This window comes from Paenisporosarcina sp. P4_D4, assembly GCF_056401835.1.
The window spans coordinates 1-18,889 of record NZ_JBFUIO010000002.1 but is presented as its reverse complement, the minus strand read 5'-3'; the positions used below and the strand labels follow the sequence as shown (position 1 = coordinate 18,889).

The following is an 18,889-nucleotide window of genomic DNA, read 5'->3' as shown; positions in this document are numbered from 1 at the left end:
CGATTAACCTGCACAGTAGCAGTTCTTTGCATTATTTAGTTTCATCGCAAAGTGTTCCATCGGAATTTGTAGTCAATCATTTGGAAAACCTCCGTTCCTTAAAGTACTTATATCGTATCATACTCAATTAAGTAGATACAACTTCTTACAATTGTCGGAAGCCACCTGTGTTTGCTTTCACTGTAACTTCTGCAAATTTCTTCACGTCCGACTCTTTCGTCAGAAGCGTTCCAATCCATCCACCAATAAATCCAAGTGGCACTGATACAAGTGCCGGGTTCGTCAATGGGAAAATCGGGTTTCCTGTAATGATGGCTACACCTTCAACCGGGTTCATTACACTTGGACTAATGGAAACAAGTACTAAAGCAGATATTAGTCCTGTTGCCATGGCGGAAATTGCACCTGCTGTATTGAATTTTTTCCAGAAAATCGTATAGACGATAACTGGTAAGTTGGCACTGGCAGCAATACAAAAGGCGAGCGACACAAGAAACGCCACATTCAAACTTTGAGCGAACAATGCCAAAATGATGGAGAATACAGCCACACCCAATGAAGCGAACCGAGCAGCCATCATCTGTTGTCTGTCTGTAGCTTTACCTTTTTTAATGATTTGCCCATAAATATCATGTGCAAATGCGGAGGCACCTGATAATACAAGCCCTGCAACCACTGCTAAAATCGTCGCAAATGCAACTGCCGAGACAAAGGACATCAGGAAATCCCCACCTAATTCTTGAGCTAAAAGAGGAGCGGCCATATTTCCTGCAGGATTGGTTGACACGATGAGATCTTGTCCAACAAACGCAGCTGCACCAAATCCTAAGAAGATGGTCATGACATAGAAAATACCGACAATCCAAGTTGCCCACATAACCGAACTGCGCGCCGTTTTTGCGTCACGCACTGTAAAGAAGCGCATTAGGATATGAGGCAATCCCGCTGTTCCAAATACAAGGGCAATCATCAGGGATATTGTATCCAACGGCATTTTGTATTTAACTCCCGGATTCAAATAATCTGCTCCATGAGGAGTTGCGGTTTTCATTGACGTAAACATTTCAAAAATATTGAAATGGAATTCCTTCAATACAAGGAACGAAATTATGATAGTACCTGCCATGAGGAGAACAGCCTTAATAATCTGTACCCAACTGGTCGCAGTCATACCTCCAAATAATACGTAAACCGTCATCATGATTCCTACTAGTAGAACAGCAATCCAATACGGTATATTAAAAAGCAATTGAATCAGTGCCCCTGCACCCACCAGTTGGGCAATCATATAGAAAATAACAATGGTAATGGAACTGATTGCCGCACCAGCACGAACTTTCTTCGCGTCAAATCTCGAATTTATCATATCGGCAAGCGTATACTTTCCAAGATTGCGCAACGGTTCCGCAACGATAAACAGAACCACTAAATAAGCCACCAAATAACCGATGGAGAACAGGAAGCCGTCAAAACCGTATAAAGCGATTGCCCCGGCTATTCCTAAAAAGGATGCTGCGGATAGGTAATCTCCTGCAATTGCAAGACCGTTCTGCCAACCTGACAAACCTCCACCAGCTGTATAAAATTCACTTGTTGTATTTGTTTTCTTGGCTGCGAAGTATGTAACCACCAATGTCATCCCTACGATTATTAAAAATAAGATAACTACGATCGGATTCATTGGTTATCCTCCTCCTCGTAATTAAATTCTTTTAGTGTTTCATTAGCCATTCGGTCAAATTCAGCCGATTTTTTCATGTAAACGGTTACAAGAGTCCACGTCATGATGAATAATCCAAGAGCATATATCCAACTCCATGAAATATCACCAATAAATGAGGCATTTAAAACATCAGAATACGAAATAATAATAGGAAATAAAATATAAAGGCCTAAAAATAATAGTGTACTAGGAATCAGAAATGCTTTTTTCTTTTTTAAGAGATTACGAAAACCGGGAGACTCTTCAATTTTTTCAAAATCGGGTAATGATTTGCGCTTAATATTCGTTGAATTTCGCTTTGATGCTACTACCAATTGAAACACCCCTTTTCTTTGTTTTAATTTTCAGAATACAATTAAAATTAAAACAATATTAGAATAGAATGTCAATCTATTTCATTCGGATTTCGAAGAGTACGAGAGAATGAGATTACAGAAAAAAACACATGCACTGAAAGCATGTGTTTCGGAAGGAAGAAATATTAATTAATTTCTACATGCGAGAGACGCTCCTTCTCTTGAGTGCCTTTCAGGAAAACTAAATCGGTGTTTACTAAAATTATTGTGTCATCTGACGGTTCAATCCCCAGAAGTCTTCCCCACTTTTCCACTTGGTTTTGGGGATGTTTTACCAAGAATTCACATCGTAAAATTTGCAACTGTTCGTTGTAATCTTTAAATGTCCCATCTTCCCTCAAACTTTGCATACGCTCTTCAAAAGATTCATTCCATTCGATAAAAAATGGAAGGGGCAATTCATCCGAAACGGTCTGTTCAATAAAAAGCATTCTCCATTTCCGTATAAACCCTGTAGATGTCTCACGTTCAGCATTCAATACGCCAGATGTGGTCCATCCTTCATTTTCCAACCTTCTGTTGAGTGCTTCTATATTTTCAGTACGGAAACAAATCGTTCCCCATCCTTCGCCATTCTCTAAATCGTGCAGTAGTAGTTTTGTAAGAGGGTGATTCGCCTGTTTGGCAATGTCCATCTGTTCCACTGACAAATATTCTATGTAACTATTTTTCGTATAGGTTAAGGCATTTACTGTTCCCCAACTTTTGTGCCGTCCACCGATAGAAGTTCCTTTGTTATTTCGAACATGCTCTTCTGGGCTTTGCTTGCTAAAAAATACAACATGGTCCAGTTCAATCATTTTCTCTACTACCCCTTTCTAGATGTGTTCTTACATCAAAGTTCCCCAAAGTACTCTTGTAAACACCGTATTTCAATATGTCGATAATTGCATCCATTTCAGACAGGATTTTCTCCGTTACATTCATTAGATTATCAATCTTTCCGGCATATTCATTTATAATGCGCTGGGAATATCCTTCAAAAACCGTTCTGATCAAAAGTTTCGCCTGACTCAATTCGACACCCTCACGAATGGTATGTGGGGTTAACAGTTGATAAATATAGTCGTCATTTAAAGCGAGCATTGGTTTCGACTTTTCTTTAAATAGTTGTTCCAATTCATTAATGAGTTCTTTTGGGGGAGTAATAAATGCCTGCATCAACAATTTGTTTTCAATTGGGTATAATACCTCTACGTTCATCTTCATTTTTACAAAGTACTTCAATTGTTCAAAGAAATCATCAGAGTCTTGAGGTTGCCATTCTTTCTCAAAAGCCTTCATCAAAACATCAATGGAATCATTGATAATGGTGAAATACAAGTTCTTCTTGGAATTGAAATGATGGAAGATAAGTGCTTTCGATACATCGGCAGTTTCTGCAATTAAATTCGCAGAGGTCTGGTAATATCCAAGTGTGGCAAACAACTCTTTAGAAACCTGGAATATTCGTTCATTTTTATCATTATCCATTAAATAACCAAGTCCTTTTTCAAATACTTCATAATAGCTGCCGTTACAGATAAAACCATTATCAGAACCATTACAATTATATAGACGGGCTTAATGGACGCCTGTTGAATAATGTAGCCTGAATTCACATATTCAAACGGGGTTATCCATTTCAGCTTGGAAAGTTTATCGGAAATATTAGCGACAATACTAACAAAGTAGCTGAATAAAACGAGGGCCAGAGAAATGGACGTCACAAGTCGCTGCTTACGGAAAAATACGGATATTCCAAAAGCAAGCGCGGCAAATGTCAAATGCAATAATAATGGTGCCAATGAAATCAGCGAAAATGTCACCATATCAATCTGGTCGTCACCGGCAACCCGGAATCCCATATAGTTGATTACAGAAAGTACAACGTTAAAGACCACAAGAACCAATGCCACCGCCACTGCTTTTTGAACGACCACTTGGACTCTTGAAATCGGCTTTGATAATAAAAATTCAATCGTACGGTCACTTTCTTCTTTTACTAACATACCCCCAGCTAACATTGCTGCATAGATACTGCCAAAAAGTGTAACGAATAAATACCCTTCAATGGCGTAGAAACCGAGTGCACTATCGAAGCCTAGTTGCTCAATATTAAATGCTTTAAGCATTGCCTCAGGATATAGTTTCATCAATTCCTGGAGTTGATCTTTATTTTCTGCAAATTGAGGGTAAATGCTCATGATTAAAAAAGTCATGCCTCCAAGCGCCAATATCCAAATCCATAACGCTTTTTGTGCCCGTTTCCATTCTCTTTTAAAGACCATTATTCTCACCCGTTTCTTTTTCGTAATAATGCATGAAAATCTCTTCTAGTGAAGGTTCTTCGATCGTTACATCATCAAAAGGAATCTGAACCAACTGTTGCAATAAATCTCGAGTGTGGCCATTATAGATAAAATCGTAGCTATTATCTGTCAGATGTTCCTGCAGGACACCCTCCAAATGTACCTTTTGCTCCCATTTATTTTGAGAATGGAGGTGTACTTTTTTGAATTGCTTCGCATGCAAGTCTTCCATACTTTCAATTTTAATCAGTCGTCCCTCTTTAATGATGGCCACACGGTTGCATAGTTTCTGGACTTCACTTAAATAATGGGATGAAAAGAAAATAGTCGTTCCTTTTTGTTGAAGCTCTTTTAATAAATCAAAGAATATCGATTGCATAAGTGGATCCAAACCTGCAGTCGGTTCATCTAAAATCAACACTTGGGGTTCATGCATCAGCGCTTGAATAATACCCACTTTTTTCTTGTTACCAAATGACAAATCCTCGATTTTCCTGGTCGTATCTAGTTGAAGACGCTGAGCCAATTCCTGTGCATGTTTTGTTGAATTACCTGGGTAGAAGCCTGCAGAAAAACGAAACAATTCACTTACTTTCATATCATCATAATAATGGACTTCCGAAGGCAAATAGCCAATATGTTGGCGAATATCCTTCGCTTCTTTCACAACATCTTTTCCCAAGATTTTTGCAGTACCATTCGTTGGATATAAAAAGTTAAGTAACGTACGAATCGTTGTACTCTTTCCTGCTCCATTGGGTCCAATGAATCCAAAAATTTCTCCTTGGGCAACTTGAAATGTAACATCGTCTATCCCTCGTGATTTTCCATAACGTTTTGTTAATTGATTCAATTCAATTGCATTCATGAATGAAACCTCCCTTGTAATCAGAATATTACTACAAATATACCCTCCACTGACCAACCGGTCAATAGGGCGTAAAAAAATCCCACAACATATGTTGTGGGATTGTGATTTATTTATCTTGTTTCAATAGTACAAGTGTTTCATCAAACTCACGTTCAATTTCTTCATTCTTACGGTACGTGATCAAACTTACAATAACAGCTACGATTAAACATAGGATAAATCCTGGAACAATTTCATAAATTAAGCCTTTAAGGGTTTCATTATTCCCCCAAATAACCACTGTAGTTGCTCCAACGACCATACCTGCTAAAGCGCCCCAAGTAGTAAGCTTTCTCCAGAATAGTGATAGCAAAATAACAGGCCCGAAAGCAGCACCAAAACCAGCCCAAGCATATGCAACTAAATCTAGGATAGTCGTGTTTTGTTCCCATGCAATAAACATAGCAACCACTGATACAAATAGTACTGCAAGACGTCCCAGCATCACAAAATGCTTATCTGAACCATCTTTGTTAATAACAGCTTTGTACAAATCTTCAATCAAGGCTGAAGAAGTAACGATTAATTGAGAAGAAATCGTGCTCATAACTGCAGCAAGTACAGCTGCCAGCATAATACCTGCGATAAATGGATGGAAAATAACTTGTCCTAATGCAATAAAGACTGCCTCAGGGTCACCCAATGTTTCACCAGCATTTTGCTGATAGTAAGCGATTCCAATTAAACCTGTCGCAATGGCTCCAGCCAAACTTAATGCCATCCAACCAATCCCGATACGACGTGCTTGTTTTGTTTCTTTTACAGAACTGATTGCCATAAAGCGAACAATGATATGTGGCTGGCCAAAGTAGCCAAGACCCCAAGCAATAGCAGAAATTACACCTAATCCTGTTGCTCCTTCAAGCAAGCTCAAACGTGATGGATCAACAGAACGAATGCTTTCTGCTGCGCCGTCGAAGCCGCCCACCATAAATAATCCGATAGTAGGTACCAAAATCAACGCCAAGAACATAATTAGTCCCTGTACAACGTCTGTGTAACTTACTGCAAGGAATCCACCAAACAGTGTATAGGCTATAACTACTGCCGATACAATCAAAAGACCTGTATGATAGTCTAAACCGAATGACTCGTCAAAGAAGACGCCACCCGCTACCATTCCTGATGATACATAGAACGTAAAGAATATCAAAATGATGATACCAGAAACGACACGCAATAAACGTGAAGTATCCTTCAAGCGGTTTTCCAAGAAACTTGGAATTGTAATGGAATCATTCGATACTTGTGAATACACACGTAAACGTGGTGCAACTAGCAACCAGTTTAAATAAGCTCCTACTGTTAAACCAACAGCTATCCAAGCTTCTACTAAACCTGTTGCATAGATTGCTCCAGGTAAACCCATCAATAACCAACCTGACATGTCTGCTGCTCCAGCACTTAACGCTGTAACCGCAGGACCTAAAGAACGTCCACCTAACATGTAATCCGTTAAGTTAGCTGTCTTTCGGTAAGAATAATAACCGATATAAAGCATTACAGCCATATAGATAATTATAGCAATCAATTGATATACATAATCAGACATACTTTTTCCTCCTTTGAGATCGTTATGAGTATTTCAAAACTCATCATAACACGCAACTTGCAGAAGAACGAGAATATTTTTTTAGTAAGAATTGTCACTAAACACAGAATTACCAACGTTTTACAGCGTTTTTTGTATTTCCCAGGAAATATGTCATCTTACACGCTAATACTTTTCTCTTTCGACATTTCACGCAAAAGATACTTTTGAATTTTGCCAGAAGCGGTCATTGGATACGATTCCGTAAACTCAATATAACGCGGAATTTTATGATGAGAAATTTTCCCTTTGCAATATGAACGTATTTCTTCGGCATCAATCGTTTCCCCATCTTTAGCAATAACCCAAGCCATTAATTCTTCACCGTATTTCGGATCTGGCACTCCCACCACTTGTACGTCCTGAACACTTGGATGTTGATATAAAAACTCCTCAATTTCACGAGGGTAAATATTTTCCCCACCACGAATCACCATATCTTTGATCCGACCTGTAATTTCTAGATAGCCTTCATCGTCTAAAATGGCAATATCTCCTGTGTGAAGCCAACCTTCTTCGTCGATTGCTTCACGTGTCGCTTCTTCATTTTTGTAATAGCCATTCATCACAAGATATCCCCGAGCACATAATTCACCAGGCACTCCTGCAGGCAATTCTTCATTGGTTACAGGATCTATAATTTTCACTTCCACGTGAGGATGAGGTTTTCCAACTGTTTTTACACGTTTTTCAATCGCATCATCCGCTTTCGTTTGTGAAATGACAGGCGAACATTCAGTAAGTCCATAACAAATGGTTATTTCGCTTGCCCCCATATCATCAATTACTTTTTTCATTACTTCAATCGGACAAGGTGAACCCGCCATAATGCCTGTTCGCAATGAGGATGTATCAAATTGTTTATATTCCGGATGATTCAACTCAGCAATAAACATCGTCGGAACACCGTGAAGACCTGTACACTTTTCATCCTGTACAGCCTGCAGTACAAGTTTTGCATCAAATTGCTCTACCAGTACCATCGTAGTCCCATGTGTGACAGCCGCAAGCGTTCCCAAAACACAGCCGAAACAATGAAAAAATGGCACTGGAATACATAAGCGGTCTTCTGGTGTTAACTTCATATAATCCCCAATAATTTGGCCATTATTCACAATGTTCATATGTGTCAGCATGACACCTTTTGGAAACCCGGTAGTGCCTGAAGTATATTGAATATTGATAACATCTTCCGAGTCCAATGAAGTCAGTCGTTCTTCCAGTTCCATATCGGTGATGTTTGCTGCATGCGCTTCGAACTCACTCCAAGAATAAATTCCGGGATATTCATTTTCACTCATGACGATGACTCGTTTGAAATGAGGCAGCTTCGCACACTTAATATCCCCATTAATGGATGACTTTAATTCTGGACAAACTGCATTGATAATCTCTATATAAGAAGTTCCTTTAAATTCTTCACCTAAAATAAGTGTGGTGGAATCGGATTGATTCAATAAATATTCGAGTTCCTTTTCCTGATAATTGGTGTTGACTGTCACAAGAACGGCTCCCATTTTGCCAGTAGCGTATTGGCTCAATAACCACTCTCTCTTGTTATCTGACCAAATGGCGACATGTTCACCTTTAGCAATGCCCATCCCCATGAAAGCCTTTGCCAAGCGGTCCGTCTCTTCATCAAATTCTTTATATGTTTTGCGTAATTGCTTTTCTGGATATACGTACGCTTCTGTAGCGGGATATCGTTTCGCCATTTCCCGAACTACTTCCCCCACCGTTTGATGTTTCAACATGTTGTTGCTTCCCCCTTTGTGATGTCTTGGTTATTATGTTATCACAAAATTCAGACGAATTGTAAATGCAAAATCCATCTTTATCCACCTGCGTAAAGTGCTTGATGATTTTATCAAAACCAGTATATTGTGCTACTATAAAAAAGATAAGTAGTCGCTTTATATTCTTCGGKGCAAGGTGAAATTCCTTACCGGCGGTGAACAAATGTAGATTTGTAAGTCCGTGACCCGGTGCTTGAAAAAGTAGCGGTGGAGTTGGTGCGAATCCAACACCGACAGTATAGTCTGGATGGGAGAAGAGTATAGAGAGGTTTATTTGTCATGCTCGCGCGTCGCTTCTTTTCGATTTTGAAATTCGAAAGGAGGAGCTTGTATCATTCAACAACATTTGAATTCGTTTAAACTTCGCATGCAGTCCAGCCTATCAATTCCGTGCTTGAAGAGCACTCGATCAGAAGGTACTGATTCCAACTTCCATGCGGCTAGAACTCCAAAAGCACTTGTCAATATGGATAAGCTTCTTAAAGCTACCCAATTTGAAGTATGTGCAGAAAAATTCACACTAGAAGCGAAGCAACATACACGAGTATATTTTCATTCCTATACAAATTATCCATCTGACACATTCAAGTCAACTGATGCTAAAAACGAGCTTCGATCCCCGAAATTACGCGAGAACTTTCTTTTGACGCGTGATCGTTTAAAAGCGTTTTTGAATTTCGTCAATTGGATTCATCATCATATCCCTTTCCCCACCACCTACCTGCCCCTTGGTGGAAAAAATTCTAATCCTTATTACTAAAAGCTATACAAAATATGTCTCTACAGGCGTATATAATTGGTACCACTAATTGAATAATGGATAACAAATAAGGCTTTGATGTTCGCATCAATTCTCTTTTCAGTAGGAGGTTGATTACTTGTTCACAGGAATCATTGAAGAAATTGGCACTGTCACTTCCATCAAACGTAAATCACATGCGCTCGAATTGTCCATTCGTGCAAAAGTGGTACTAGAAGATGTGAAAAGAGGAGATAGTATCGCCGTAAATGGTGTTTGTTTGACGGTTTCATCTTTTACACATGATACGTTTGTTGTGGATGTTATTCCAGAAACCTTTAACTCGACCACTTTAGCTAACTTATCGTCAAACGTTCGCGTCAATTTGGAACGTGCCATGTCAGCAGTTGGACGGTTTGGTGGTCATTTTGTCAGTGGGCACGTGGATGGCATCGGTGTCATTCGCTCGATAAAAAAAGAATCCAATGCCATTACAAAGAAGATTGAATTGGATTCCAGCCTCATGAAATACATGATGCGAAAAGGCTCTGTAGCAATAGACGGCACTTCACTTACTATTTTTGATGTAGAACGAACTTCAATCACCATTTCCTTAATTCCAACAACGCAATATGATTCATTGATTGGTGAAAAAGGCATTGGTGAAAAAGTGAATATTGAATGTGACATGCTCGCAAAATATACCGAACGTATACTTACATCTAAAACTGGCATATCAAAAGAATGGCTACAGGATAAAGGATTTTAAAGGAGGTTTCTTATGTTTTATACAGTAGAAGAAGCAGTTGAAGCATTATCCAAAGGACAAGCCATCATTGTCGTTGATGACGAAGATCGTGAAAATGAAGGAGACTTTGTTGCGCTTGCGGAATTTGCAACCCCTCAAATCATAAATTTAATGGCTTCTGAAGGCAAAGGTCTTATTTGCGTACCAGTGGCGGAAGAAATTGCACGTCAACTGGATATCGGGTTAATGACGGATCATAATACAGACCCTTATAGTACGGCTTTTACAATCAGTGTCGATCATATCGACACGACGACAGGTATCAGCGCATTCGAACGCTCTCACACTATTCTGCAAATGATAAACAATCAATCGACTGCAACCGATTTTAAACGACCAGGTCACGTCTTTCCCTTGATTGCGAAAAAAGGTGGCGTCCTTAAGCGTGCCGGACATACAGAAGCAGCAGTTGATTTAGCCTTGCTTGCAGGGTCAGCGCCTGCGGGTGTGATTTGTGAAATTATGAATGAAGATGGCACAATGGCCAGACTCGATGACTTAGTTATCATAGGAAAACGATTAAATATCGGCATTTTAACGATCGCTGAGTTGATTGCTTACAAACAAAAGCATGAAAAGCTGATTACCCGCGAAGTTGAAACTATTTTGCCAACTGAGTACGGTGATTTCCAGGTGTTTGGGTATACCGAAACATTGACAGGTAAAGAGCATATTGCCCTTGTAAAAGGCCCGGTCTCTGAAGATACACCCATTTTGACCCGTGTACACTCTGAATGTTTGACGGGGGATGTCTTCGCTTCTCGCAAATGTGATTGCGGATCACAACTCCATGCCTCACTCAAACAAATTGAAGCAGCAGGCTCCGGCATATTGTTATATATGAGACAAGAAGGCCGTGGCATCGGATTAATCAACAAATTAAAAGCATATGCACTGCAGGACGAAGGATTGGATACTGTCGAAGCCAATCAAAAACTTGGTTTTGCAGATGATTTAAGGGAGTACGGAATTGGCGCACAAATTTTACGTGACCTTGGCGTTCGTAAAATGAAGCTCATGACAAACAATCCTAGAAAAATTTCGGGAATAGATGGATACGGCTTGGAAGTAACCGAGCGTGTGGCAATCGAGATCCCATCTCATACAGACAATGAAGGCTATATGAAAACCAAAAAATCAAAACTCGGGCATTTTCTGAGTTTATAGAGGAGCTTATATATGACAACACATTTAGAAGGATATTTAGTTGGGTCCGATTTAAAAATTGGCATCGTCGTTGGACGTTTCAATGAATTTATTACGAGTAAACTATTGGGGGGCGCTGAAGACGCACTGAAGCGTCATGGTGTGGATGAAGCAAATGTGACGATTGCCTGGGTTCCCGGTGCTTTTGAAATTCCACTGATCGCAAAACAAATGGCGGCTTCTAAAAAATACGATGCCGTCATCACGCTTGGTACTGTGATACGTGGCTCTACCCCACACTTCGATTTTGTTTGCAACGAAGCAGCTAAAGGAGTTGCCAACGCTGGATATCAACACAATATTCCTGTCATCTTCGGTGTTCTAACGACAGATACAATCGAACAGGCAATTGAACGCGCTGGAACGAAAGCCGGAAATAAAGGTTGGGAATCTGCAACAGCCGCTATCGAAATGGCAAATTTGATGAAAAAATTAAGTTAATCAATGACCTCGAAGCTCTTTGCTTCGGGGTTTTATTGTATAATTTTACAAATGATTAAAAGGGGTGCTCACGAAATGAAGACGCTATACCTCGTTCGACATTGTTCTGCAACCGGACAAGCTGCTGAAGCCGAATTATCCCATACTGGATTTGAACAAGCTCAAAAGTTGGCTGCATTTTTTAGTGGAATTTCGATTGATAATATCATTTCAAGTCCATTTATAAGGGCTCAACATTCAATTGAACCGACAGCCAAAGCAAAAGATCTACCGCTTACAATTGATGCTCGCTTGGCAGAACGTACGTTAAGCACGTCTGATTTACCTAATTGGCTCGAGCTTTTAGAGAAGACATTTCTTGACCTCGATTTGAAGCTGGTGGGTGGCGAATCCAGTCGAGAGGCTACCACTCGTGCTATTGAAGTCATTGAAGAGGCGCAAAACAATACCGTACTCGTTACACATGGTAATTTAATGAGTCTCATTTTGAAACACTTTGATGATTCCATTGGTTTTGAGGAGTGGAAATCACTTCGTAATCCAGATGTATATACTCTTATCATTGATAATAATAAGAGTAGCATTAAGCAATTATGGAAAGATTGATGAAGCCCCTCCTGTTCACTTCAAGTGGATGGGAGAGGCTTTCCTTTTTGCGGATTTTTGGTTTTTGTCCATTCGATTTGTAATTCCGGCCATTCATCATCACAATGAAGAGTTCACTCAATTATCTCCCCTTTTCCCGAATGGAAGAAAAGTAATCCTGACGAATGTGATAAACTATCGTTAATAAACATGAAGAGAAGGCGGTCTGTATGGAATATCAACAAATGCTCGATCAATTAAGTGATTTGATTCATCAAAAACAGCTGATTGCTGCGACGATCAGCCAACCCCGTGCCAAATCCGAAGAAGTAAAACGAGTGAAGCTCAAGCCACTTGAATTAAAGGGCATTTATCATATTCAGTTTGAATACCAGTATGAACGTGTATTAAAGCATGAAAACCTAGAACTTGATGCAGCAAATGAAAAGTTGCATGCCTTACTCCAGCAATACAGACAAGTGCAAGCTGATTTTCAGGAAGAAAAAGTGCATATTCAGCTTTCCAAAAAGTTTAAAGTATTGTGGAAGTCGGAACGGATTGCTTCGAAAAAAGTGGTCAACCTTTCTCATAACCGAAAGAAAAATTATTTACTGGACGAAGATACATCCTACCCGTTTTTGGTACGTCTAGGTGTTCAGACGCCTGATGGCAAAGTCAAAAAGCAAAAGCATGATAAGTTCCGACAAATCAATCGTTTTGTCGAATTTATCGACGATGCACTGGACTACCTTCCGAAAGATCGACCGGTACGGATTTTAGATTTTGGTTCTGGGAAATCCTATTTAACTTTTGCTCTGTATCACTATTTAAGAATTGAAAAAGGTCTCGACATTCGTGTTACCGGTCTGGATTTGAAAAAGGAAGTAATTGAAGATTGTCAGCAAATCGCGGATGATTTGAACTATGATCACCTTGAATTCCTTGTTGGGGATATCAATGACTATAATGAGGAAACATCGGTGGATATGGTAGTAACACTTCATGCTTGTGATGTGGCAACGGATATGGCGCTTGCCCGTGCTGTAAAATGGGGTGCAAAAGTGATTCTGAGTGTGCCATGTTGTCAGCATGAGCTGAACACTCAACTGAACAGCACCGCTCTAGAAGTTATGCTTCAGCATGGACTTGTGAAAGAACGGTTTGCCGCTCTAGCTACAGATTCGATTCGGGCGGAGTTGCTGAAACTTGTCGGCTACGATGCGCAATTACTCGAATTTATCGATATGGAAAATACACCTAAAAACATTCTGATTCGCGCTTATTTCAATGGAAATAAATCGACATCAGAGGAACAGAAAAAATACCGTGCATTTGTAGATTTTCTGCAAGCAAAACCATTTCTTGAGAATGAACTGAAAGATTATCTATAAATCGACTTACAAAAAGGCATTGTTTTAAAAAACAATGCCTTTTTCTTTATTTCCAAATAACCAGAACTAATGGTCCGTTAGATTGATTTGTACAGCCACTTAAATAATAATCTGTTCTTTCTGCTTTATCTTCCGCTTCTAATGATTCGCAACTAATGCTGTTAATACTCCCCGATCCGAAATGATCCCTTGTCGTATCTTCTGTTGAATGGATTACCTTTCCGTCGTAAAGTAGTTCATGAATCATTGGGTCACCTTCTTCGGTATAAGTGACAATTCGAATTTCGTCACTTTCCCCATGATCGATATTGTCCTTAAAGGTTTGGAACGTCTCTAGATTTGTAATGTCTCCATGTTTATTGACAATATCCTCTGGTGAAGGTTGATAATCTTCCTGAACAGAACCACTTACATAAGTGATTTTGGGAGTCACCTGATTTTGCTGACAACCTGAAATGAAAAATATACAAATTAATATGGCTACATAGTATTTTTTCATGGTCATCCCCCATTGAATGTTAGTACTTTACATTATAACAAGGAAATCAGATTATGTATAAAATTACCAATAAATTAACCTTTGCACAATACTACAATTCAACACTCAAGAAAACATATCCTTCGTTTTCTCTTACTTCGCCAAACTTAACTGGTACACGTGATGAAAAAATCGGACCATCAATGACGACCGTATGGAACTCCCCGTTTTCTCCACACGAATCGATTCCCAGTGCTTCTAATTCATCCATCAGCTCTCTCGTGAATGTGCGGCCAATGTAGTCCCTTGGCATCATCTTTGTGTTTATTACGACAATAACCGCTTCAAATCCAACCTCCAAAAGTTCCTCCAGTATCGAACGTCTCTGTTCTTGCCATAATGGATGAATAGGAATGATATCTGATTTTGCACATGTTTTTTGTACCCATTCCAAATGTCCTTCAAGATCGATATCACCAAAGACGCCGTGAGTAATGCCCACTGAGCGACACTCGTCCATGGCATCGATAAACTTCATTTCATAGTCTTCCCATCCTGCGCCACGAATCATTAATGGCACGTTCAGGCGATCTGCCTGAGCCTTTATTACCTTTAATGGCAGAGCATGTGACTTCGAGATTTCTTCATCTTCCTGAAACATGGTCAGTAATCTCTTGGGGATCATCCCTGATTGGATTGCGCGGTAATAGGCCATAGCTGAATCCTTGCCGCCACTCCATGATGCAACAAACGGTTTGTTTTCCATTGTTTAAACTCCTAACTCTCTTCCATCGCGAATCTCCACTGCCTTTTCAGGGGCGTTGTTTATGATTCCTCGAACTTGTTTTTTAAAGATGGTTTCATAGTGATACGTCCACTTGAACATACGACCATACATTCTCCAAGTAGGTTTATAACTAGCATTTTCAGTGCCTCTTTTTTGTCTGTAGAACCTCCGTGAAATCCGATACAGACGAACCGAAAGACGAGGATGCAGGAAAATAATTTGGTCCGCTTCCTCGAATGTCTTCATTGACCAACCAAGGTGTGTACCTTCGATAATCCAGGTTGGCTGGCTAATGATATCAGCTAATTGGGAATCCCGTTTTTCCTCAGAATTGCGAATATCTCCTCCAGCACATCTCGACCATACCACATCATCCAATGAATGCATCTCAATTCCTATTTGCACAGCCAGCTTCCTTGCAAGTGTCGTTTTTCCGCTGCCAACTGATCCAACAATACGTATTTTATTTGCCATGCGCCCAGGCAATCCGGTTATCGACTGTTCGAACCATGCGAATCATAAACGGCTGGTACCCGAGTTTCGGCCAGAAATAGGATGCCAAGTGATTGGGCGTATGCCAGTCTGCCAATGCATAATCATAACCCATTTCCTTTAACTGAGCATGACTCGCATCTGCAAGGGCTTTCCCTACTCCGCGTCCCCGGTACTGCGGGTTGGTAGAAGCCGCCGGAAGATCCACTGTTTGATTAGGTGTATACATATTGGATGAAGTATCCGCTTCGTAGTAAACATGGAAACCAACTGGAATTCCTTCCTGTTCACCAATCATGACAATTGCCTCTGCATCTTTTGCGAGAGCTGCATAGCCACTTTTCACATCCTGGAGTGATTCTTTTGTAATCGGATTCCATGATGGCGCGGAAGCTTGATGAATGCTGTTCCAACGCGACATACTTTTTAGAATTTCCGTGTCGTTTTCTGCCAATCGGCGTATGTTAATTGCGCTAGTATCTGTATATTTTGCTTTCGGTTCATAGTTTTTTATGTCGAGCATTGCATATTTTTGTTCAAAACGGAAACCTTGTTCAAGCCATTCATAAACTAAGCGATCGTAGCCAATCGGAACGTATATGATATGTTGGAAATATCCCCCGGCAATCCATTCCGCACCTGCCTCTGCATACAATAGACGTACCAAACGTGGATGTGCATCTTCTGAAATGGCCAAGCATGGATAATCAATAATAATGTGGCGGCCCTTTTTTGCATCTTCCTTGAATTCATACAGCATATACCCAATTACTTGCTGATCACGGAGAGCCACAATACCATTAACGAAAGGGTTTTTGGCAATTTCACGAAGCAGGTTCTCAGTTTCCGCTGCCTCCTCAAAACGTTTTGGGAGGAATGAATATCGAATTCGTTCTACTTGGTGTCGTATTGACAATAGCGAAGCCATTGCCGGGTAATACTGTTCGTCTAGTCCTACAAATTGAATCATGTTAACTCCCCCTTACTGGTTATTTTTCATGCAACTCCCTACTCTGCAGTTCTTATCTATCTTTTTAGCTATTTGCTATACTTGATAAAAAAGTAAAGGAGTTAATCCATGGAATTAAAACGCGTTGCTTATGGAGTAATTATGGCTGCTTCACTTATTTTTGTGCGATTTATCGATTACAAAATTTACGATATGCCTATTTTTGTGTCAGTGATCATTCTGATCGGTATCATGGTTTTAAGTTATAAACTTGTCGACCGCTCTACATTTTTCGACAGACAAATTTCCCGAAATACATACTATTTGATGAATACACTCATCATTTCATTATTGATTCTCACTTTGTACATCATCGAATCCTGAAATGACATAAGAAATACTTCTCCCTACTACTGAATAGACTTACTGTTTAAATTCGACAAAGTCATCTAGTTTCCTTCCATTTTGCATGAATGAGAAAAAATTCGGGATATGCTAGCTGAATCAAAAAAGGCAGGCTTGACGATTCATGAAGTGGAAATTGATACTGTATATTTAAACGGCAATAAATCTTCGCATTTTCAACCTATTCGATCCTCCCTGCAGATTTATAAAGTGTTTCTGAAATTTACCGCTTCCTTTGGCTTAGATATGGGGTTATTTGCTTTATTTATCTGGACATGGAGAGATGATGTACCCCAAATGTATATTTTTCTGGCCACCATTATAGCAAGGGTCATTTCAGCTAGTTTCAACTACTCAATCAACCGAAAGAAAGTGTTTGAAGAAGGCGACGAAAAGTCGTTTCTAAAGTAGATGATTCTTGCCGGACTCATCATGGCACTATTTGCCGGTATGGTTCACGGTCTCTTTTTCTTAACATGAAGAGGTGAAATGATCATCAAGGTCATTGTGGATAGCGTGTTGTTATTGGTCGGTTTTTGTTATTCAACGGGAATGGGTATTCAAAAAGAAAAGCCAAAACACGTTTAATGTGTTTTGGCTTATTTAATGATAGGTAAAGGCATTTGTTGAACCCAATCCATAATGAATCGGGATTGGTGAGAATTTAAATTGGCAGGCAAATTTTGTTTATCAAAAAAGGCATGGGCACGTGTTTCATCGCTTTTTTGAATTAGATTTCCTGAAAAACAGGATGCTTTAAAAATAATTTGAATGCTATACACCTGATCCCCGCTAGCATATCTAGTAAAACCTTCCTGTCCTGAATAGATGCCGAAAAATTCCAGGTCACCAATTTTCAAGCCTGTTTCTTCTTCCGTCTCTCTTCGAGCTGCTTCTTCAACTTTCTCGCCTAATTCCATTACTCCTCCAGGAATACACCACACATCCGCATCTGTTCGATGTTGTAGTAGAATTTGATTCCCTCTTTCAATGATGACACCACATCCAACAGTCAGGAGTGGTTCATGTCCAATCATCTTTCTCATTGTCTGTATGTAATTCACCAAATTACTTCCTTTCAATTAGGCGTTGTGCAAATGCAAAAGGCTTGGAAAGTCATACCAGACCTTCTATCTCCATTTAAATTGCTGCTCATGCAACAGTTTTAAAAAAGCATCAACCACGACTGGATGGAACTGAGTTCCCCTACCACGAATAATCTCCTGTATTGCTTCTTCAATTGTCAATGAATCACGATAAACACGATCAGTGGTCATCGCATCGAATGAATCAACAACGGAAACAATCGCCGCTTCCAATGAAATCTCATCTCCTTTTAAACCGAAAGGATATCCTTTTCCATCGTAACGTTCGTGATGTTCTTCAACAATAAATGCTGAATCTCTCAACCATTCAATTTCATGTTCACGCATCATCTTAGCACCTAATGTTGTGTGAGATTTCATAATTACCCACTCTTCAGGGGTGAATTTCCCTTTTTTATTTAAAATTTCAAGGGGAATCGCCAGCTTTCCTATGTCATGAAAATAAGCACCCCATCTGAGCAATCTCACGCGCTCAACGGGTTGACCCAGTTTCTTCCATAATTCAATGGAATAATCTTTGATTCGCGAGCAATGATGAAAAGTGTAACCATCCACATGCTCTATTGCAGCAGCGTCACGTTGCACGATTTCGGTGTTACTAAAATTCCTTTCAAATATGCTCGCTGTCATTTCGACGAGGATTTCTACAGCTTCTTCCCCATAAAAAGATAATAGCTCTGGATATTCGGATGCATCCAAGGTCTCACCTGCATGCAAAAAGAAGGTGTCTCCTTCATATTGGACTTCAAGCACTCCTTGAACAACTGTATATTTTTCAATCGCTGAATGAACGTCTTCAGTGGTATAGCGCACCCAGAACGAACGAGAACGAACG

The 18,889-nt window shown here is 39.8% G+C and carries 21 protein-coding genes and 1 riboswitch; of the genes, 7 read left to right on the top strand and 14 right to left on the bottom strand.

The features are described 5' to 3' along the window. Positions 1-145 precede the first annotated feature (145 nt). The 8 genes from AC1DSL_RS01200 to AC1DSL_RS01165 all read right to left on the bottom strand — a co-directional run bounded on the left by AC1DSL_RS01200 (position 146) and on the right by AC1DSL_RS01165 (position 8,625). Positions 146-1,681 (bottom strand): solute symporter family protein, encoded by a 1,536-nt coding sequence (locus tag AC1DSL_RS01200; RefSeq protein WP_477530912.1) that lies wholly within the window; start codon positions 1,679-1,681, stop codon positions 146-148. Continuing rightward, the gene (locus AC1DSL_RS01195) at positions 1,678-2,046 is read right to left on the bottom strand and encodes a DUF485 domain-containing protein (protein WP_477530911.1); all 369 of its coding nucleotides are present in this window, start codon (positions 2,044-2,046) and stop codon (positions 1,678-1,680) included. The genes AC1DSL_RS01200 and AC1DSL_RS01195 overlap by 4 nt, the downstream gene beginning before the upstream one ends. Positions 2,047-2,204: 158 nt before the next feature. After that, on the bottom strand, positions 2,205-2,879 hold the full coding sequence (locus AC1DSL_RS01190) for a VOC family protein (protein WP_477530910.1): 675 nt from the start codon (positions 2,877-2,879) through the stop codon (positions 2,205-2,207). Beyond that, on the bottom strand, positions 2,872-3,552 hold the full coding sequence (locus tag AC1DSL_RS01185; RefSeq protein ID WP_477530909.1) for a TetR/AcrR family transcriptional regulator: 681 nt from the start codon (positions 3,550-3,552) through the stop codon (positions 2,872-2,874). The genes AC1DSL_RS01190 and AC1DSL_RS01185 overlap by 8 nt, the downstream gene beginning before the upstream one ends. Continuing rightward, the gene (locus tag AC1DSL_RS01180) at positions 3,552-4,349 is read right to left on the bottom strand and encodes an ABC transporter permease subunit (RefSeq protein ID WP_477530908.1); all 798 of its coding nucleotides are present in this window, start codon (positions 4,347-4,349) and stop codon (positions 3,552-3,554) included. Before AC1DSL_RS01180 ends, AC1DSL_RS01185 begins: the two co-directional genes overlap by 1 nt. Continuing rightward, positions 4,339-5,238 carry an ABC transporter ATP-binding protein gene (locus AC1DSL_RS01175; RefSeq protein WP_477530907.1) on the bottom strand — a complete coding sequence of 300 codons (900 nt, stop codon included), beginning with the start codon at positions 5,236-5,238 and terminating at the stop codon, positions 4,339-4,341. Before AC1DSL_RS01175 ends, AC1DSL_RS01180 begins: the two co-directional genes overlap by 11 nt. 109 nt (positions 5,239-5,347) lie before the next feature. Further along, positions 5,348-6,832, bottom strand: coding sequence for a sodium/proline symporter PutP (gene putP / locus AC1DSL_RS01170; protein ID WP_477530906.1), 1,485 nt, complete (start codon positions 6,830-6,832; stop codon positions 5,348-5,350). 158 nt (positions 6,833-6,990) lie between these two features. Continuing rightward, on the bottom strand, positions 6,991-8,625 hold the full coding sequence (locus tag AC1DSL_RS01165; RefSeq protein WP_477530905.1) for an AMP-binding protein: 1,635 nt from the start codon (positions 8,623-8,625) through the stop codon (positions 6,991-6,993). A gap of 160 nt (positions 8,626-8,785) precedes the next feature. Next, positions 8,786-8,930, top strand: a riboswitch (FMN riboswitch). 615 nt (positions 8,931-9,545) lie between these two features. On the opposite strand from AC1DSL_RS01165, the gene ribE reads away from it, so the two are divergent. From ribE to AC1DSL_RS01140, 5 genes are all read left to right on the top strand, one after another. Continuing rightward, positions 9,546-10,175 (top strand): riboflavin synthase, encoded by a 630-nt coding sequence (ribE, locus tag AC1DSL_RS01160; RefSeq protein ID WP_477530904.1) that lies wholly within the window; start codon positions 9,546-9,548, stop codon positions 10,173-10,175. 12 nt (positions 10,176-10,187) lie between these two features. Then, positions 10,188-11,381 carry a bifunctional 3,4-dihydroxy-2-butanone-4-phosphate synthase/GTP cyclohydrolase II gene (locus tag AC1DSL_RS01155; RefSeq protein ID WP_342542829.1) on the top strand — a complete coding sequence of 398 codons (1,194 nt, stop codon included), beginning with the start codon at positions 10,188-10,190 and terminating at the stop codon, positions 11,379-11,381. A 12-nt stretch (positions 11,382-11,393) separates the two neighbouring features. After that, positions 11,394-11,861: a 6,7-dimethyl-8-ribityllumazine synthase gene (ribH, locus tag AC1DSL_RS01150; RefSeq protein ID WP_016429646.1), complete on the top strand. Its 468-nt coding sequence runs from the start codon at positions 11,394-11,396 to the stop codon at positions 11,859-11,861. A gap of 75 nt (positions 11,862-11,936) precedes the next feature. Continuing rightward, a complete protein-coding gene (locus tag AC1DSL_RS01145; protein ID WP_477530903.1) occupies positions 11,937-12,467 on the top strand; it encodes a histidine phosphatase family protein in 531 nt (176 codons plus the stop codon). Positions 12,468-12,676: 209 nt separating this feature from the next. Further along, positions 12,677-13,837 (top strand): class I SAM-dependent methyltransferase, encoded by a 1,161-nt coding sequence (locus AC1DSL_RS01140; RefSeq protein ID WP_477530902.1) that lies wholly within the window; start codon positions 12,677-12,679, stop codon positions 13,835-13,837. A gap of 46 nt (positions 13,838-13,883) precedes the next feature. Here AC1DSL_RS01140 and AC1DSL_RS01135 read toward each other — a convergent pair whose 3' ends face one another. From AC1DSL_RS01135 to AC1DSL_RS01120, 4 genes are all read right to left on the bottom strand, one after another. Then, positions 13,884-14,336, bottom strand: a complete 453-nt coding sequence (locus AC1DSL_RS01135; protein ID WP_477530901.1) for a DUF4362 domain-containing protein — start codon at positions 14,334-14,336, stop codon at positions 13,884-13,886. A 91-nt stretch (positions 14,337-14,427) separates the two neighbouring features. Further along, entirely contained in the window at positions 14,428-15,081 is a 654-nt protein-coding gene (locus tag AC1DSL_RS01130; RefSeq protein ID WP_477530900.1) for a Dph6-related ATP pyrophosphatase, read from the bottom strand. A gap of 3 nt (positions 15,082-15,084) precedes the next feature. Beyond that, complete coding sequence (locus AC1DSL_RS01125; protein ID WP_477530899.1) at positions 15,085-15,576, bottom strand: P-loop NTPase family protein; 492 nt, start codon at positions 15,574-15,576, stop codon at positions 15,085-15,087. Further along, on the bottom strand, positions 15,566-16,564 hold the full coding sequence (locus AC1DSL_RS01120) for a GNAT family N-acetyltransferase (protein WP_477530898.1): 999 nt from the start codon (positions 16,562-16,564) through the stop codon (positions 15,566-15,568). The genes AC1DSL_RS01125 and AC1DSL_RS01120 overlap by 11 nt, the downstream gene beginning before the upstream one ends. Before the next feature lie 108 nt (positions 16,565-16,672). Between AC1DSL_RS01120 and AC1DSL_RS01115 the strand changes: the two genes are divergently transcribed. Next, positions 16,673-16,927, top strand: coding sequence for a hypothetical protein (locus tag AC1DSL_RS01115; RefSeq protein ID WP_016429639.1), 255 nt, complete (start codon positions 16,673-16,675; stop codon positions 16,925-16,927). A 108-nt stretch (positions 16,928-17,035) separates the two neighbouring features. Continuing rightward, complete coding sequence (locus AC1DSL_RS01110) at positions 17,036-17,359, top strand: GtrA domain-containing protein (protein WP_477530897.1); 324 nt, start codon at positions 17,036-17,038, stop codon at positions 17,357-17,359. Positions 17,360-17,547: 188 nt separating this feature from the next. Here the strand turns inward: AC1DSL_RS01110 and AC1DSL_RS01105 are convergent, their stop codons facing one another. Continuing rightward, positions 17,548-18,012 carry an NUDIX domain-containing protein gene (locus AC1DSL_RS01105; RefSeq protein WP_477530896.1) on the bottom strand — a complete coding sequence of 155 codons (465 nt, stop codon included), beginning with the start codon at positions 18,010-18,012 and terminating at the stop codon, positions 17,548-17,550. Positions 18,013-18,078: 66 nt separating this feature from the next. Beyond that, positions 18,079-18,889, bottom strand: an 811-nt coding sequence (locus AC1DSL_RS01100; RefSeq protein WP_477530895.1) for an HD-GYP domain-containing protein, incomplete at its 5' end; no start/stop codon positions are given.

Excerpts from the sequence above, each read along its gene's own strand:
- AC1DSL_RS01135 (WP_477530901.1), bottom strand. The coding sequence starts at position 14,336 with ATGAAAAAATACTATGTAGCCATATTAATTTGTATATTTTTCATTTCA.
- AC1DSL_RS01175 (WP_477530907.1), bottom strand. The coding sequence starts at position 5,238 with ATGAATGCAATTGAATTGAATCAATTAACAAAACGTTATGGAAAATCA.
- AC1DSL_RS01180 (WP_477530908.1), bottom strand. The coding sequence starts at position 4,349 with ATGGTCTTTAAAAGAGAATGGAAACGGGCACAAAAAGCGTTATGGATT.
- AC1DSL_RS01115 (WP_016429639.1), top strand. The coding sequence starts at position 16,673 with ATGGAATTAAAACGCGTTGCTTATGGAGTAATTATGGCTGCTTCACTT.
- AC1DSL_RS01125 (WP_477530899.1), bottom strand. The coding sequence starts at position 15,576 with ATGGCAAATAAAATACGTATTGTTGGATCAGTTGGCAGCGGAAAAACG.
- AC1DSL_RS01130 (WP_477530900.1), bottom strand. The coding sequence starts at position 15,081 with ATGGAAAACAAACCGTTTGTTGCATCATGGAGTGGCGGCAAGGATTCA.
- AC1DSL_RS01185 (WP_477530909.1), bottom strand. The coding sequence starts at position 3,552 with ATGGATAATGATAAAAATGAACGAATATTCCAGGTTTCTAAAGAGTTG.
- AC1DSL_RS01190 (WP_477530910.1), bottom strand. The coding sequence starts at position 2,879 with ATGATTGAACTGGACCATGTTGTATTTTTTAGCAAGCAAAGCCCAGAA.
- putP (WP_477530906.1), bottom strand. The coding sequence starts at position 6,832 with ATGTCTGATTATGTATATCAATTGATTGCTATAATTATCTATATGGCT.
- AC1DSL_RS01120 (WP_477530898.1), bottom strand. The coding sequence starts at position 16,564 with ATGATTCAATTTGTAGGACTAGACGAACAGTATTACCCGGCAATGGCT.
- AC1DSL_RS01200 (WP_477530912.1), bottom strand. The coding sequence starts at position 1,681 with ATGAATCCGATCGTAGTTATCTTATTTTTAATAATCGTAGGGATGACA.
- AC1DSL_RS01145 (WP_477530903.1), top strand. The coding sequence starts at position 11,937 with ATGAAGACGCTATACCTCGTTCGACATTGTTCTGCAACCGGACAAGCT.
- AC1DSL_RS01140 (WP_477530902.1), top strand. The coding sequence starts at position 12,677 with ATGGAATATCAACAAATGCTCGATCAATTAAGTGATTTGATTCATCAA.
- AC1DSL_RS01110 (WP_477530897.1), top strand. The coding sequence starts at position 17,036 with ATGCTAGCTGAATCAAAAAAGGCAGGCTTGACGATTCATGAAGTGGAA.
- ribH (WP_016429646.1), top strand. The coding sequence starts at position 11,394 with ATGACAACACATTTAGAAGGATATTTAGTTGGGTCCGATTTAAAAATT.
- AC1DSL_RS01155 (WP_342542829.1), top strand. The coding sequence starts at position 10,188 with ATGTTTTATACAGTAGAAGAAGCAGTTGAAGCATTATCCAAAGGACAA.
- AC1DSL_RS01165 (WP_477530905.1), bottom strand. The coding sequence starts at position 8,625 with ATGTTGAAACATCAAACGGTGGGGGAAGTAGTTCGGGAAATGGCGAAA.